The sequence below is a fragment of the Kitasatospora sp. NPDC059599 genome (assembly GCF_042735125.1).
In the GTDB taxonomy this organism is placed as follows: Bacteria; Actinomycetota; Actinomycetes; order Streptomycetales; family Streptomycetaceae; genus Kitasatospora.
In genome coordinates, this window is sequence record NZ_JBHWCL010000005.1 from 99,818 (window position 1) to 113,762 (window position 13,945).

The window sequence follows — 13,945 nt, forward strand, 5'->3', positions numbered from 1 at the left end:
CGAGGCCCGCGTCGATCAGGCAGGGTTAGGCGCGGGAGCCGTCGCGAACGCTGATCCGCACGCACCGGCCGGTGATCCGCTCGACGGCGACCGTCATCTTCCGCCGGCACCCCGTCCTCGCCGCGTTGCCCGCCAACTCGCTGACAACCAATTGACCCGGGAACGGCGAGGGGCCCGCAGGGGTGTGCAGGTGCTCTCCGGCGGCGGTGCCGCCCGGGATGGAGGATACGGGCCGGGCCGGTAGAGGTTGGGGCGGTCAGAAGGGCGGGTTGTCGGGGTCCCCGTCACCGAAAGGGGTCTGGAAGTTGCCCAAGGTGAGAACCTCCTGCTACGCAGACGGCTGGCCCAGTTCGAGACCGACTGAGCGTTGAGTATTCGTACCCCGCGAAGTCGGAGTCTCGCTCACCCGGACCTCACGGTGGCCCACCTCGTTCCGAGACCAGATCCGCACACGACGACTCGGATTCTCCCGGTCCCAGCTTTCGCTGTCGAATACTGCGACCGAGTCCGAAAGCCGCCATCGTGAGGTTTCCCAGGAAGCCTCCGGCACCTCGACGAGTCCGCCGAGAGCCTCGGCGGCCGAAACTGCAGCAGAACCGGCGACAGGCCAGGGCCTCCAGACGGAGACGGCGTCCGTCAGGGCATGGGACTCGATCAGGTGCGTGACCGAGGGAGCGACGGGGAGGTAAGGACTGCCGCCGTCCACGTCAGTGCCGACACCTCCATCGGTGTGAAGCAAGTCCCGGCACGGCTTCGACACGCGTTCTCCGAGCCACTCGAAGTACCACCCGCCTCGCACGGGATCCTGCCAGGCCCCTGTCTTCACGCCGAAGTGGTCGAATTCCCAGCTACGGGCCGTCTCGTACCGCGCCCCGTCCAGGGTCCAGCTGTGTCGCACCTGGTAGCGCAGGCCGCCGAATCGCTGCTCGAAGCCCTCGCATCGGATGATGAGTTCCATGGGGGCTGGGACGAGACGGCCCGTGCGGTCCCGCACTCGCCACATCTCGATCGGGACTTCGAACCTGACCGACCTCTCACGGCGGCCCGTACGGCGAAGGAGATCCTGTGCCCGCTCCGACAGTTCGGAGGGATCGTCCAGGATGTGCATCCTGTACTTCATTTCCAGAGGTGGCGAACAGCAACAGGATCGGCACCTTATCGCGAAGCTCTCGGCCTGAACCAGGAGGCCGCTCCACAGCTGTCATCAGCATGCCGCCGACGGCGTGAACTGCTCAGATTGATATTCAACGTGTCGCAGGTGCGGATACCAGGTGGTCGATACCAGCTGGTCTCGACCAATTTTTCGGGTCCTCATCAAACGGCGGGGTGTGTCGGTGCTGCTCGGGAGTGGAAAGGCAGATCCTCGGCAGGTGGCCGGCTGAGGCGCGCCGCTGGTGGTGCAGGATTCGCTGCGCGCCCGCCTGTTCCCGTGGTCAGCGTCGTTTGAGGCCGTTGAGGAGGTAGTCGATGCGGGCGGCGGTGTCGTCCGGGTCGAGTGGGCCGGTTCCGAGCAGGAGGCGGTAGTAGACGGGTCCGAAGAGGAGTTCGACCATGGTTCGGGTCGGGACGTCGGTGCGCAGTTCGCCGGCTGTGACGGCCTGGTCGAGGCGGTCCTGCCAGGCCTTGTTGCGGGGTTCGAGGAAGTCGGTGCGGAGGTCTTCGGCGAGTCGGGGGTCGCTCTGGGCGTCGGCGACCAGGCCGCGCCAGATGATTCCGAGGTCGGCGCCGAGGGCCCGGATGACTCCTTGTGCGGCGGCGGTGATGTCGGCGGTGATGTCGCCGGTGTCCGGGACGCCGGAGAAGGGCCCGGTGCGGTCGTTGAGGGCTTCGAGGACGACGGCGGCCTTGCTGGGCCACCAGCGGTAGATGGTCTGTTTCCCGACCCCGGCGGTGTGGGCGATGCCCTCGATGGTGACCCGGGCGTAGCCGTCGCGGACGGCGATGTCGAGGGCGGCGTCGAGGATGGCGCGGTGGGCGCGCTGGTTGCGGAGGTCCGGATTCGGGGCTGGCGGCATGGTCCGGAGTATTCCACGAGACGTCACGTGCCGTCTTGACGTGATCGTCCTGCGCGGGGAACATGGTTCCCGCGAGGCGAGACGAGACGGTACGTCACGAGACGAGACGGTGCGGGTTGCCGTACGGGGGAAGGCCGTTTCCGTCACGGGGGATCGCCTCGGTAGCTCACGGGCGAGGTCTGTCCGCTGGCAATCATTCCAAGGGGGAACACATGTCGATACGCAAGCGTGCTCGGTCGGTCAGTACGGTGGCCGCGGTTTCTGCCGCGGTGCTGGCGGTCACGGCCGGTACGGCCAGTGCCAAGCCGGGAGTGCCGTACGTCCGCTACGGCGCGAGCGGACTGGCGGCCTACTGTGTGCAGGAGGCCATCGACGACGCACATCTCAACCGGCGGACCAGCGCCGAGCTCATCTCGTCGGACGGCAAGTTCGGCCCGGCCACGCTGGCGGCACTCCAGCAGCTGCAGCGCGACTTCAACCTGGAACCCGACGGTGTGGTCGGCCCGGACACCGGCACGGTGCTGTGGCAGCAGCTCGACGAGTCGATCCGGCAGAGCTACAACTGGGACACCGGCTTCGGGGCGTACGCAAGCTACTGCTACTACGTGCTGCCGACCCACAGCTGACGTCAGCGGCATCAGCACCGAAGGCGCCGGATAACCGGTTCGGTCGCCTGCCGCAGGCCCTGTCGTGGCGCGGTGATGAATCGAATGACCGTCCTGGACGACGGTCCCCGCTCGGGAAGGTCCGGGATCGCCCGGTGTCCGCAGACCGGCCCGCCTGATCCGTGGCCGGCTCCCGGAACTGACGGGCTCGCAGATGCGCTGCCCGCGTCCTGGCAGGTGTCCGAGGCGGGGACCGCCGGAGCATTCGACGCTCCGGCAGACTGGGCCGGTCAGTGGCTGGCCGGGCACGTGATTCCTCGTGCCCGGGGGACCGTGGAGCACGGGGAACAAGGAGAGGTCATGCGCGTCGGCAGGCTGTTTATCACGGCGGCAGGGATCGGAGCGGCCGTGGTGTCGGCTACCGGGTGTGGCAGTTCGGGGGCGGCCAGGAGCGGAGACCAGCAGGTGCCGGTGCCGCCACCGGCGTCTGTCATGGCGTCCCCGTCCAGGCCGTCGCTGCCCGTCGCGAGCGGCCCGGTCCTGCACGGCATCATGCACACTGCGGGGGACTACGGCTTCCAGGCGCAGCTGATCAGCGCGAACACGAGCACCGCGCTGCCGGGGGTTCCGGTTCCGGTGGGCAAGACGGCGGTGCTGATCAGGGTGAAGCTCGGGTCCGATCCGGCGGACCGGACGAGCATCGTCCCGAACCACCAGTCGCTGGCGATCAAGTTCCCTGGCTGCAACAACTGTATGTGGACCGAGAACGCCTCGCCCAACGTGCCGGAGAGTGACCTCCTGGAGGGGACGAAGAGCGGCCGCACCCCCGAGGCGCTCGGGAAGATGGAGGCGAACATGCCGTACTACAAGTACTTCTGGCAGTTCGTGCCGGAGGGAACCGATCTGACGACCGCGCAGTGGTGCACCACCTCCCCCCTGCCGGCCGAGGTGAAGTGCGCTCCGCTGGGCCAGGTGACTCCGCTCACGGCCCATCTGGCCGCGGACGACCTGAACTGACATTTCACTTCGCGTGTCGGTCACGGTGTCCCCCAGGTCACAAGAAGGCCAGGGCAGCGTCGACTTCGTGCAACTCCCCGCTCTGTCGGCCGCCCGCGAAATCGGCTCCGGCTTAGGGCCGATGGTCTCACCCGGCATCGGGCAGCGGTAGCGCAGCGAGCCCTCCTCGTTCCCGGTGTTCACGCAGATCCCCAGTCGGGAGCGCCGGATACCCTCAGAGTCAGCCAGCCGACCACGACCACCGGGAGACGTCCGTGAGCACCCGTCAGAGCCCCGCCCAGGCCGACGACACCGGCCGCTTCGTCACCGTGCCGACGTGGGCCGAGATCCTCGAGCGGCACTTCCCGCCGAAGGACCCGGCCTGACGCGCAAAGCGGGTCCGCCCGGTCGGGTGAAGACGTCCCCGGCCGGGCGACCCGGCTGCTCCGTTCGTCCTACAACCTGTCAGAGGACGTTCCTGGCGTCCTCGGTATGACGAACCACCTGTGCACCACCTCCCCGACCGCGTCCCGGCACCCCTGTGCTGCCCGCCGGCCCGGTTCGCAGCAGAGCCGCAGAGGGGCGGTGGACGGCATGAGTCTGACCTCCGGTCTCAGCTGCCCCCGCACGCCGCTGCGCCGCTTTCTGGATCGGGAGATGTCCGCCGGTCCCAAGTCGCTGCGGGAGAACTTCCGCGCCCGGTACGCCGCCACCCCCGTCCTGATGCCGCCCGAAGGGGTTGGGACCGAGGCCGGCACCCTCGGCACCGCGATCGACCAGCGCCTGCGCCTGGCGCTCACCGCCGCCGGTCCGGACCGTCCGGGATTCGGCACCGTCGGGCCCACTGCCCCGACGGAACGCTACTGGCCAGAGGCCTCCGGAGTGGTGAACAGGTCCTGCAGGGTCTGGGTCGCCAGGTTGAGCAGCCAGGCATGGGCGGGGTCGTCGTCGTAACGCTTGTGCCAGAGCAGATAGAGGGGTACGGGCGGCAGGTCGAACGGCAGCGGCAGCGTGGCCAGGCCCAGCTGCTCGCGGGCGGAGCGGGTGACCGCGTCGGGGAGGGTGACCACGACGTCGGTGTCACGGGCGAGCTGCAGGGCGGTGTCCGTCGCGGGGGCGGAGACGATGACACGGCGCTCGTGGCCGAGGGCGGTGACGACATCGTCGACCGGGTCGCGCAGGCTTCCACGCCGGGAGACGGTCACGTGGTCGGCCGCCGCGTACCGCTCGACGGTCACCGGTCCTTCGGTGAGCGGATGGCCCGCCCGGACAGCGAGGATGATCCTGTCCTGGCCGATGAGGCGGTGATGGATGTCGGGCTGAGACGGCGGTCCGGCGCTGGAGGCCACATCGACCTCACCGCGACGCAGCTCAGGGGTGTCGTGGCCGGGCTCGACCGTCAGACGCATCTTCACCCCCGGGGCCTGGCGGTGCACCGCGGCGACGAGGGCGGTCCCGCAGGCGGTGGTGAGGGCGTCGTGCAGGCGGACGGTGAACACCCGCTCCAGGCTCGCCAGGTCGAGGTCCGTACGGGCGGACAGCAACTGGTGAGCCTGCTGCACCAGGGCGTGGACCTCGGTGCGCATGGCCAGCGCGCGGGGCGTGGGCGTCATATGGCGTCCGGTGCGGACCAGGATCTGGTCGCCGGTGGCTTTGCGGATACGGCCCAGCGAGCGGCTCATCGCCGGCGCGGTGACGTGAAGCCGGTCCGCGGCTCCGGCCACGCTGCCCTCTTCCAACAGCGCGTCCAGAGCGGTGAGCAGATTCAAATCCAATTGCATGACAGTAACTATAGGAGTGGAAATCATGCACTGGTTGGTAACGGTTGAGGATTCTGGCTTGGCGATGCGGGGTCGAGAGGAACGCCCAACACCGGCCTGCTTCTGCGGAATTCCGTCGCCGCTGCTCACTGGGCGTTTCAGCCCCGGCCTCGGCGACGATCCGGCGTTCCGGCCCGGTACCTGGCTGCGTAAGCAGGACAAGGCACGCACCGAGGGCAAGCTGACCGACCACCAGGCCGCGTTCCTGGACGCGCTCACCCGGCACGCCGAGACCGTCACCGGCTGAACCGCCCGGCAAGACCCCGCCGTCCCGGCCCACCCAGGCCGGGACGGCTGTCCGTACCCCCGTGGAGGCACCGCGCGATGACCGACACCACCCGCCCCGACCCCGCCGCTACCCCCGGGCGGCTGGAGCTGGCCCCGCAGAGCAGCCGGCCCGCCCCCGCCGACCGGGACCTGGGCCGCCCGATCCTGGATTCCCCGCTGGTGCGCGGCGCAATGTGGCTGCGCTGGAGTGGCCACGACGGCATCCGCAGCCTCCACCATGGCGCCGACCTGGGCCGCGGCTGGACCGAGAAGGACGTCGACGGCCTGGACGGCTGGGTGGCCCTGGTCGAGGGCCGGGTCGTCCTTGGGGTTCCGCCCGGGCGCCGGCGTTCCGGAGCCGGTCGTGCATGTTGAGGCGTGGGAGGCCGGCGCGACGCTGCACGTCGCCCTCGCCCAGTACCCCCACCACCCCGACCGCGCCCCGGACGAGGACGACGACCAGGAGGACAGGTTGCTCGGCGGCATCCGCCGCCGGGCGGCCGGGATGACCCTGGAGACCATCCAGCAGGCCTTGCACCGGGCCCGGGGGACGATCGTGCCGCCGACCGGTACGCCGACGCTGGAGACGAGAGTGCCCACGCCACCGCGGCCACCGTGTGCGCCGGGTGGCAGCGCGTGCGCGACCACATCGCCGAAACCGGTGTCGGGCGCTACGACCCCGACCACGACGCCGCTCTCCAGCACGCGCTGCGCCGTGAGCGCCACCGACGCGACGTCGCCGAATGCGCCCGCGAGGCAGACCACCAGGCCCGGCAGACCACCGACGCCGCCCACCGCCGCCTCGCCGACGCTGCCGCCCGGCGCCGACGAAGCGCCCACCTCGGCGGCCCCGTACCGGCCATGACGAGCAGCGGAGCGGGAAGCAGGCCGGTCCGCGTACGGGTGTTCGCGGTGCTGGTCCACGACGGCCGGGTGTGTCTGATCCGCCGCCGGCGTCCGGCCGGAGACCAGCTCTCCTTCCCCGGCGGCGTGGCCGAGGACGACGAAGACCCCACCGAGGTGCTGCGCCGGGAACTACTCGAGTAGCTCGGCCTCGACCTGGCGGTGCTGCCCGACCCGCCGGTGCTCCGCTTCGTGGGTACGGGCGTGCTGCCCCAGGTACTGCCGCTGGCGGAGCCCGTGCTGTGCGGGCGGCGAGAGCGGTCACGAGGCTGACCGGGGTCGCTACGGTCCGGCCGACGCTCGAAGGCCGTCGTTCCACAGAGAGACAGAGTCAAGCTGAGGCCGTCCCGTCGGGGTCCCGCGCTGCCTCCTGCCGGAGGAAGTTCGACAGTTCGTCGAGCAACCGTCGGGGCTTCGCGGCCGCATGATCGTCGCCGCACGCCGTCAACAATTCGACGGCCCGGTGCAGACAACGGCGTGCCTCGTCGAAGCGCTTCAGCCCCATCAGGGCGATGGCGAGGTTGTTTCGGGCAGCGCCCTCACCGTGCCGGTCGCCGAGCTGGTGGAACACGGCCACCGCACGGGAGTGGGCCGTGTGGGCCTCGTCGAAGCGCCAGGTGTGGTTGAAGGCCACTCCCAGACAGGTCAGCGCCTGGGCCTGGCTGTGGAGGTCTCCTGTCGCCTCGTAGATCTCTATGGCCCGGCGGTGGGAGAAGACCGCCTCGCCGTAGCGTCCCGCGCCGGTGAGTGCCGAGCCCAGGTTGTTCACGGCACGGCCCTGGCCGTGGAGGTCGCCGATCGCCTCGTGGATCTCCACGGCCCGCCGGTGAGCGGAGATCGCCTCGCCGTAACGCCCCATCGCGTTCAGGGCCGAGCCCAGGTTGGCCAACGCCTGCCCCTGGCCCCGCAGGTCGCCGATCGCCGCGAAGATCGTGAAGGCTTCGGTGTGCGCTCCCGCGGCTTCGCCGAACCGCTGCAGCTGCCGCAGGGTGAGGCCGCCGTTGTTGAGCTCCACGGCCTGGCCGCGGCGGTCTCCCGTCTGCCGGAACACGGTCACGGCCCGGGAGTGCGCCGCCGTGGCTTCGTCGAACCGCCGCACCTCGCGCAGGGCCGATCCCAGATTGCCCAGAGCCTGGCCTTCGCCGTGAAGATCTCCGGCCTCCCCGAGGGCGTCCGCGGCCCGGGAATGGGCGGCGATGGCTTCGTCGAACCGCCGCAGCTGGCGCAGGGCGAGGCCGCGGTTGTTCAACGCGGTGCCTTCGCCACGTCGGTCCCCCGCCTGCCGGAACAGGGCGCAGGCCGTAGCCGTGACGGTGAGCCAGTCGTCGAAGTACCGGCGGAGGTCGAGGAACTGGCCCAGGGCGAAGGCCAGACCGGTACTGGTCTCCGAGTCACCGAGCACGGCCGCGCTTTCGCAGGAGGCGACCAGGTTGGTGTGTTCGGCCTCCAGCCAGGTCAGGGCCTCCGCACGCCCCGGAAATCGCGGCGAGACGGTGGCAGGTGGCGGCTCCAGGTGGGTGGCCGCCGCGGAGGCGGTGTCGCGGTAGAAGGTGAACAGCCGCTCGCGGGCGGCCTCCCGTTCGCCGGCGCTCCGTTCGGCGCAAGCCCGCTCGCCCGCGTACAGGCGGACCAGATCGTGCATCCGCCACCGGGCCGGGACCTGCTCCTCGATCAGGTGGGCCTCAGCCAGCAGGCACAGCAGACCGTCGGCCGTATCGGGGTCGATGCCAGCCAGACGGGCAGCGGCGTCGGTGGACAGGTCGGGGCCGGGGTTGAGCGCCATAAGCCCGAAGATCCCGGCCTGACGGCTGTCGAGCAGCCGGTGGGACAGCTCGAAGGCGGCACGAACGGCCCGGTCGGGGCGCCGCAGTCGGTCCAGACGGGAGTGCTCCGCGCTCAGGTCGGCGGCCAGGGCGGCCGCCGAGCGGGTCGGCCGGGCGGCCAGGATCGCGGAGGCAATGCGCAGCGCCAGCGGCAGGCCCGCGCACAACCGGCCGACGGCGGCGGCCGCGTCCGGATCGTCGACGACCCGGGTGTCGTCGTCGCGGGCGTGCCGCAGGGCCCCGTCGAGGAGGTCGAACGAAGACCGCTCGTCGAGGACACCGAGATCCCGCAGGCGGGCGTCGAGGCCGTCGAGGGTGTGGCGGGACGTGACCAGGGCCGCGGTGATCCCGTCGGTCGGAAGGAGTGGGCGCGCCTGCTCGATGGTGGAGGCGTTGTCGAGGATGACCAGGATCCGCTGCCCCTGTGTGGCGAAGGCGGCCAGCACGCTGCGGTACAGCCGCTGCCGGTCCTGAAGGCCGCCGGGGACGTGTTCGCCGGGGATGCCGAGCGCGCGCAGCAGGCCTTCCAGGGCCCGCTCCGGGGACAGCCGCAGTTCGGGGTCGTAGCCGAAGAGGTCCGTGAACAGCACGCCGCCGGGGAACCAGCCCGGCTCCTTCAGGGCGCGGACCGCGGTCTGGACGACCAGTTCGGTCTTGCCGATCCCGGCCAGACCGGAGACGGAGGTGACGAGCACCGCCCTTCGCCCACCCGGATCGCCCCCGCCCGGAGCCAGGTCCTCCAGCAGCGCGCCGACCTGGGCGTCGCGGCCGGTGAAGGCCGGAGAAGGGGCCGGCAGGCCGGACAGGGCCGGGGTGATCCGCGGCGGCAGCCGCACGGTGATGTCACGGCCCTGGACGACCGCGGATAAGAAGATCCCTCCGTTGACCGTGTTGTGGACCTCGCCGACCTTCTGAGCCGCGTCCGCGGAACCCATGGCCCCCACCCCCTCGTGGGTCCATGGATACCGTTGCCCGCCATGGGCGGGCAAGCCTGCGGACGTCGGGAGTGCGAGACGCGGTGGGCCGCGAGGCAGCCCCGGCGTTCCGGCCCGGCACGTGGCTGCGCAAGCAGGACAGGGCCCGCACCGACGGCAAGTTGACCCAGCAGCAGACCGCGCTCCTGGACGCGCTCCACCGGCACGCCGAGACCGTCACCGGCTGACCTAGGCGAGTCAACCCCCGCCGACGTGTGGGAGAGCGCCTGGAACGCGACGGTGGCCTCGGTGCTGAGACAGGCCAGCTCCGCGCCGGCCTCCAGCGCCTCCTTTCACGATCCGATAACGGGTTCGCTAACCGGTGCGCCACCCGGGACTACGAACCGGTGGGCCAACCGGTCCCCACCCCTCCCGCCCACGGCGCCCGGATTCCGACCATCAGTCCAGGTCAGAGGCCATGGTTAGCGGCCATCAAGGCGAAACTCGCCACCCCGACAACCCTCTCCTTCCCCTTCCTGTCCTTGGCTTTGTGGGTGGTGGTTGGCTGGTTGGGTGGGGCGGTGGCGTTGAGGGCTCGCTGCGCCTGCGGCGGGCTTCTCTCGCGTCCGGCTGGTGCCGGCCGCGCGATCGGGTGGAGGAGCGCGGCGCTTGGAGGACGAGCGCGCCGCCGACCGGTACGCCGACGCCGGAGACGAGACCGCCCACGCCACCGCAGCCACCGTCCGCGCCAAGTGGCAGCGCGTACGCGACCACACCGCCGAAAACCGGTGTCGGGCGCTACGACCCCGACCACGACACCGTCCTCCAGCACGCGCTGCGCCGTGAGCGCCACCGCCAGGACGTCGCCGACCGCGCCCGCCAGATCACCGACGTCGCCCACCGCCGCCTCGCCGGCACCGCCGCCCAGCCCCTCTACACCGCCCTCGACCGCGTCGGCCTCCACCCGCTGACCGACGACGACCACCGGCCCGTCCGCGACCTCACCCGCCACGTCGACCCCGCCACGCTGCGCCAGGCCATGAGCTGGCTGGAGCGCACCCGCACCGCAGCCTTCGCGCTGCGAGGCGCCGAGCCGACCCGGCCCGCCCGGCACATCAAGACCGGCGGCGTCGTCTCCGCCGACGAGTAGTCCGCCGGTGCCGACCGGCGGGCCGCCCCCTATTTCTTGAGTTCGCCCTGGGTGGGGCGAGGAAGGACCTGATGCCCCATGAGCCGGGAGATCGACGAGGGCCTGGAGCGCGCCGAACGCACCCGCCCCATCCCGGTCCACCTGAACACCCGGGTCAAGTTCCTGTGGGAGAAGGTCGCCAAGAACGACACCAAGCGCCTCGCCCAGGCCGCCGGCGTCTCGGTGCGCACCGCTCAGCGCTGGGCCCACGCCTTGACCGCCCTCGCCGAAGGTGAGCCGGCTGGCGACATCCCCATGACGAAGGCCAACGTGGCGAAGGTCGAGCGGGCGGTACGGGCGGCCTGGCAGCCGCGGGTGAAGAAGCGGGTTCGCCGCGACGCCGAGCAACGTGGCTTCATGCTCCACATCCAGGCGACCTTCGGCTACAGCGCGGCCGGCGGCTCCACCGACGACCCCCGCCCCCGGATGATCACCCAGAAGATGCCCGGCTCGGTCGCCCAGCGGCTGTACGAGGCCCGCGACGCCGGAGCCACCCAGGTCCAGCAGGAAGCGATCCTCGCCGAGGCCCTACGCGACGAGTACTTCAAGGACGGCGGCCGCCGCGCCCGCGGCCTCGACGTCGAGCTCAATGACGTCGCCTGGATGGACATCGAGCTGTAGAACCACTCCGGGCGGCGCTGAAGTGAGTTCACCCCGGTCTCCGCTTGCGGCCAGCTGGAGGACCTGGCCGGCCCTCAGGCCGTCCGGCCGCCTGCGGGAGGCCCGGCGTCGGCAGCGACCAGCGGCCAGCGCCGCCGTCTGGGGGCAGTGCCCGCAGTCGGCCTGCGCCTGGCCGCAGTAGTTCAGCTGTACCTCCGTGTTCTGAGGCTGGCAGGCCAGCCAAGGTTGACGCGACGTGGCTTGGTTGCGATCTCTGCCGCGAGTCGGCGGGGGGACTGTTGCCCCGCCGCCGACGTCACGTTGGTGAGATTTCAGCGCAGGGCCTTTCGGAACGAGTCCCGAGCGGCACGGTAGGCGCGGCTGTACACCTCCCGGTCTGCCTCCTGCTCCGCAGCTGTGGCGTCGCGGCCAGGGGGGTAGTGCCCGGCTTCCTCATAAACGGCCAGAGCGGTTCGAAAGGCCGCGCTGCGGGCCTCCTCCTTCTTCTCGGAGCCGAGAGTGTCCCAGTTGTAATGCTCGCGTTCGCTGAGCTTGAAAGAGATCTTCCTTGCGACGCGCTCGCGCGGGCTTGTCTGGTTCTTGAAGAGTGGCGGGGTCGACGGCCTGCGAATAGGGCCGCCGCGTCGGCTGGGTAGGGAGACGGGTGCTCCGATGCCGTCCACGAGCCGGGTAGGACTACTGCCGTACCGGTCACCCGGGGTATGGACCGTTCCTCGGAGCGACCTGGGGTCATCGAAGATGGCACTGCGGGTGCGGAAAGGACCACCAAAGATGCTTCGGTAGCGTCCTCCCCCGCTTCCGGGGATACGAGGGGGTCGAGGCATTTCAGTTCTCCTTTACCAGCTGGAGCCGTCGTAGTCGCCGTCGGCGTCGTAGTGGTCCGCGTGCGTGCCGCTGTCCCACGACTTGCCGAGGTACTCTCCGGTCGGCCCGCGCACCTCGGTTTCCTGGTCGCTCACTTCCCAGCCGGTGCTGACGAGGCCGCCGCCGACCTCGTTGGTTTCGATGCGTCCTTCGAGGAGCCAGGAGGTGCTTACCTGTCGCCCGAGCTCATCGAAGTTCTCGATCCGGTCTCCCTTGTGCTGGGAGCTTCCTGCGAAGTTTCCGTCTGCGTCGTAGTGATTGTGGGTGGTCATGGCGATCACTCCTTGGGCGTGTAGTTGATTGCTGGAATATCAACGACATCCTGTGGCTGATGACCTCCCTTCTGTGTCGGTACTTGAAATGGAAGCAGACGTGCCGGTGATTCTGGTAAGTGAATTATGGAGCATTTCGGGTCCTGCGTTGGACGTCCCGTCCACGTTAACTGTCGTTTATTTTACGATTGGACCCCTGCTGATTTAGTGGCGGATTTCAATATCTGTGAAGATTTAGAATGCGCTACCCGCGTTGCAGGGTTTGAAATCGTTGTGAAAGCCGAGTTTTGGTGATATTCGCGTCGATCGGAGGCGCCCTGTGGATCAACGGTTCTTGTGGTTATCGCAGCCGCCACGCGAGCGACCGTGCACGGCCTGTCGAAGAGCCGGGTTTGGCTGCGGGGCTGTGGCGGGTTGGTTACGTTGGGGGGCGACTCAGCGAGAAGGGGAGGTGGGCGGGGTGGAGTTCCCGACGCGGAAGGCTCTGGCGGGGCTCGGTGCGGCGGAATACGAGGCGCTGGCGTCGCTGTGGGAGGCGGTGAGCACGCTGCACGTCGAGCTCAGTACGGCGCTGGCGGCCGAAGACCGGGCCCGGAGGCTGGAGGACAATGCCGAGCGCCGCACCGAGGAGGCACGGTTCGCGTTCGAGGTCGAGGCGTTCAGCGGACTGGGCCGGGTGGCATTCCAGTGCGCAGACGAGCTGGAAACGCTCGTGTGGCGGTACGCCAGCGCAGCCGCGGTGCTCGGGATCAGCGTGCTTGAGCGGCTGGCGGCCAGCGGCCCGCCGCTGCCCGAGGAGGTGGTCGAGCGGTTGTGCGCCGAGCCGACCCTGGCCGAGTTCGAGCGCGCGGCCGCCGTTCCGGTCGACGGGCTCCTCAACCGGAAGGGGGAGGACCTGGAGCGTCACCGTGAGGAGCGACGCAAGATGCTCTACCTCGTGGAGACCGCCTACGAGTGTCTCGGCGATTCCGACGACCCCATGGACCGGTCCACGGCGGCCGGCGCCCGGATCTCGGTGGACCACCCCAAGGGGATGGACCGGCCGTGGGTCGGCCTGCTCGATTCCCTGGTGGGCCTCGCCCTGCAGAATCCGAACGAGATCAGCCACGTGCTGAAGAGCTGATTCTGCATCACCAGGCAGTCCAGAGCGCGGGTCAACGATGCCGCCGCCGGATCGGCGCCACCGCGGAGGATGGGCGGGCCCGGCGGCGGGCGGCCGTGAGGCCGCCCAGGCGCAGCAGGAGACGATCCTCGCCGAGGCCTCGCGCGACGAGTACGTCAAGGACGGCGGCCTCCGCCTCCTGCGGCCTCGACGTCGAGCTCAACGACGTTGCCTGGATGGACGTTGAGCTGTAGCTTTCGCGGCCGGACGCCGCTTGCGTCCGGCCGGCCCCGCGCCCAGGAGGTGGAGTTCGGCTCCCTGTACCTGGTCGATGGTCAGCGCTTGTACGCGCCTGCAGTCGGTGACCGCGCCAGCGTCCAGCACTGGGCCGTCGTCGTCGGCCGCAGCACGGCGCCGTGGGCCGGGTGCGGTCGGGCGAACCGTCTGGACGAAGACGGGTCCTGTTCGCCGACGAGGTCGGTACCGCACGGCGGTGCGCCGCACTCGGCTGCACCGGCCGACCGTGGAACCTGGGTTGCAGGGCCCGACCGACA

Annotated in this window: 14 protein-coding genes and 1 pseudogene; 10 read left to right on the forward strand and 5 right to left on the reverse strand. The window is 70.2% G+C overall.

Going from position 1 to position 13,945, the window contains the following annotated elements; translation table 11 throughout:
• Positions 1-328: 328 nt before the first annotated feature.
• Entirely contained in the window at positions 329-1,120 is a 792-nt protein-coding gene (locus ACFV04_RS03275; protein WP_380526504.1) for a hypothetical protein, read from the reverse strand.
• Positions 1,121-1,433: 313 nt separating this feature from the next.
• Positions 1,434-2,015 carry a TetR/AcrR family transcriptional regulator gene (locus ACFV04_RS03280; protein WP_380526506.1) on the reverse strand — a complete coding sequence of 194 codons (582 nt, stop codon included), beginning with the start codon at positions 2,013-2,015 and terminating at the stop codon, positions 1,434-1,436.
• A gap of 212 nt (positions 2,016-2,227) precedes the next feature.
• Between ACFV04_RS03280 and ACFV04_RS03285 the strand changes: the two genes are divergently transcribed.
• The 3 genes and pseudogenes from ACFV04_RS03285 to ACFV04_RS03295 all read left to right on the forward strand — a co-directional run bounded on the left by ACFV04_RS03285 (position 2,228) and on the right by ACFV04_RS03295 (position 3,637).
• Positions 2,228-2,641, forward strand: a complete 414-nt coding sequence (locus ACFV04_RS03285) for a peptidoglycan-binding protein (protein WP_380526508.1) — start codon at positions 2,228-2,230, stop codon at positions 2,639-2,641.
• An 84-nt stretch (positions 2,642-2,725) separates the two neighbouring features.
• Positions 2,726-2,863, forward strand: a pseudogene (locus ACFV04_RS03290) (chloramphenicol phosphotransferase); the annotation flags it as partial.
• 249 nt (positions 2,864-3,112) lie between these two features.
• Entirely contained in the window at positions 3,113-3,637 is a 525-nt protein-coding gene (locus tag ACFV04_RS03295) for a hypothetical protein (RefSeq protein WP_380526569.1), read from the forward strand.
• A gap of 839 nt (positions 3,638-4,476) precedes the next feature.
• Here the strand turns inward: ACFV04_RS03295 and ACFV04_RS03300 are convergent.
• Positions 4,477-5,397: a LysR family transcriptional regulator gene (locus ACFV04_RS03300; RefSeq protein ID WP_380526510.1), complete on the reverse strand. Its 921-nt coding sequence runs from the start codon at positions 5,395-5,397 to the stop codon at positions 4,477-4,479.
• Positions 5,398-5,461: 64 nt separating this feature from the next.
• On the opposite strand from ACFV04_RS03300, the gene ACFV04_RS03305 reads away from it, so the two are divergent.
• The 3 genes from ACFV04_RS03305 (at position 5,462) to ACFV04_RS03315 (ending at position 6,750) form a co-directional block, all read left to right on the forward strand.
• Positions 5,462-5,683 (forward strand): hypothetical protein, encoded by a 222-nt coding sequence (locus ACFV04_RS03305; RefSeq protein ID WP_380526511.1) that lies wholly within the window; start codon positions 5,462-5,464, stop codon positions 5,681-5,683.
• Between the two features lie 77 nt (positions 5,684-5,760).
• Complete coding sequence (locus tag ACFV04_RS03310) at positions 5,761-6,078, forward strand: hypothetical protein (RefSeq protein ID WP_380526513.1); 318 nt, start codon at positions 5,761-5,763, stop codon at positions 6,076-6,078.
• A 261-nt stretch (positions 6,079-6,339) separates the two neighbouring features.
• Positions 6,340-6,750 carry an NUDIX domain-containing protein gene (locus ACFV04_RS03315; RefSeq protein WP_380526514.1) on the forward strand — a complete coding sequence of 137 codons (411 nt, stop codon included), beginning with the start codon at positions 6,340-6,342 and terminating at the stop codon, positions 6,748-6,750.
• 187 nt (positions 6,751-6,937) lie between these two features.
• Here the strand turns inward: ACFV04_RS03315 and ACFV04_RS03320 are convergent, their stop codons facing one another.
• Positions 6,938-9,364, reverse strand: a complete 2,427-nt coding sequence (locus ACFV04_RS03320; RefSeq protein WP_380526515.1) for a tetratricopeptide repeat protein — start codon at positions 9,362-9,364, stop codon at positions 6,938-6,940.
• A 71-nt stretch (positions 9,365-9,435) separates the two neighbouring features.
• On the opposite strand from ACFV04_RS03320, the gene ACFV04_RS03325 reads away from it, so the two are divergent.
• The 3 genes from ACFV04_RS03325 (at position 9,436) to tpg (ending at position 11,153) form a co-directional block, all read left to right on the forward strand.
• A complete protein-coding gene (locus ACFV04_RS03325) occupies positions 9,436-9,591 on the forward strand; it encodes a hypothetical protein (RefSeq protein ID WP_380526517.1) in 156 nt (51 codons plus the stop codon).
• Positions 9,592-9,995: 404 nt separating this feature from the next.
• Positions 9,996-10,493: a hypothetical protein gene (locus tag ACFV04_RS03330; protein ID WP_380526519.1), complete on the forward strand. Its 498-nt coding sequence runs from the start codon at positions 9,996-9,998 to the stop codon at positions 10,491-10,493.
• 78 nt (positions 10,494-10,571) lie between these two features.
• Positions 10,572-11,153 (forward strand): telomere-protecting terminal protein Tpg, encoded by a 582-nt coding sequence (gene tpg / locus ACFV04_RS03335; protein ID WP_380526521.1) that lies wholly within the window; start codon positions 10,572-10,574, stop codon positions 11,151-11,153.
• Positions 11,154-11,989: 836 nt separating this feature from the next.
• On the opposite strand, the gene ACFV04_RS03340 is transcribed toward tpg, so the two are convergent.
• Positions 11,990-12,289, reverse strand: coding sequence for a hypothetical protein (locus ACFV04_RS03340; RefSeq protein WP_380526523.1), 300 nt, complete (start codon positions 12,287-12,289; stop codon positions 11,990-11,992).
• A gap of 460 nt (positions 12,290-12,749) precedes the next feature.
• Here ACFV04_RS03340 and ACFV04_RS03345 point away from each other — a divergent pair, with 460 nt between their 5' ends.
• Positions 12,750-13,412 carry a hypothetical protein gene (locus ACFV04_RS03345; RefSeq protein ID WP_380526525.1) on the forward strand — a complete coding sequence of 221 codons (663 nt, stop codon included), beginning with the start codon at positions 12,750-12,752 and terminating at the stop codon, positions 13,410-13,412.
• Positions 13,413-13,945: the final 533 nt, after the last annotated feature.

Bases quoted from the DNA above. Each gene is read 5' to 3' on its own strand.
- ACFV04_RS03310 (WP_380526513.1), top strand. From the start codon at position 5,761: ATGACCGACACCACCCGCCCCGACCCCGCCGCTACCCCCGGGCGGCTG.
- ACFV04_RS03280 (WP_380526506.1), bottom strand. From the start codon at position 2,015: ATGCCGCCAGCCCCGAATCCGGACCTCCGCAACCAGCGCGCCCACCGC.
- ACFV04_RS03340 (WP_380526523.1), bottom strand. From the start codon at position 12,289: ATGACCACCCACAATCACTACGACGCAGACGGAAACTTCGCAGGAAGC.
- ACFV04_RS03300 (WP_380526510.1), bottom strand. From the start codon at position 5,397: ATGCAATTGGATTTGAATCTGCTCACCGCTCTGGACGCGCTGTTGGAA.
- tpg (WP_380526521.1), top strand. From the start codon at position 10,572: ATGAGCCGGGAGATCGACGAGGGCCTGGAGCGCGCCGAACGCACCCGC.
- ACFV04_RS03275 (WP_380526504.1), bottom strand. From the start codon at position 1,120: ATGAAGTACAGGATGCACATCCTGGACGATCCCTCCGAACTGTCGGAG.
- ACFV04_RS03295 (WP_380526569.1), top strand. From the start codon at position 3,113: ATGGCGTCCCCGTCCAGGCCGTCGCTGCCCGTCGCGAGCGGCCCGGTC.
- ACFV04_RS03305 (WP_380526511.1), top strand. From the start codon at position 5,462: ATGCGGGGTCGAGAGGAACGCCCAACACCGGCCTGCTTCTGCGGAATT.
- ACFV04_RS03320 (WP_380526515.1), bottom strand. From the start codon at position 9,364: ATGGGTTCCGCGGACGCGGCTCAGAAGGTCGGCGAGGTCCACAACACG.
- ACFV04_RS03285 (WP_380526508.1), top strand. From the start codon at position 2,228: ATGTCGATACGCAAGCGTGCTCGGTCGGTCAGTACGGTGGCCGCGGTT.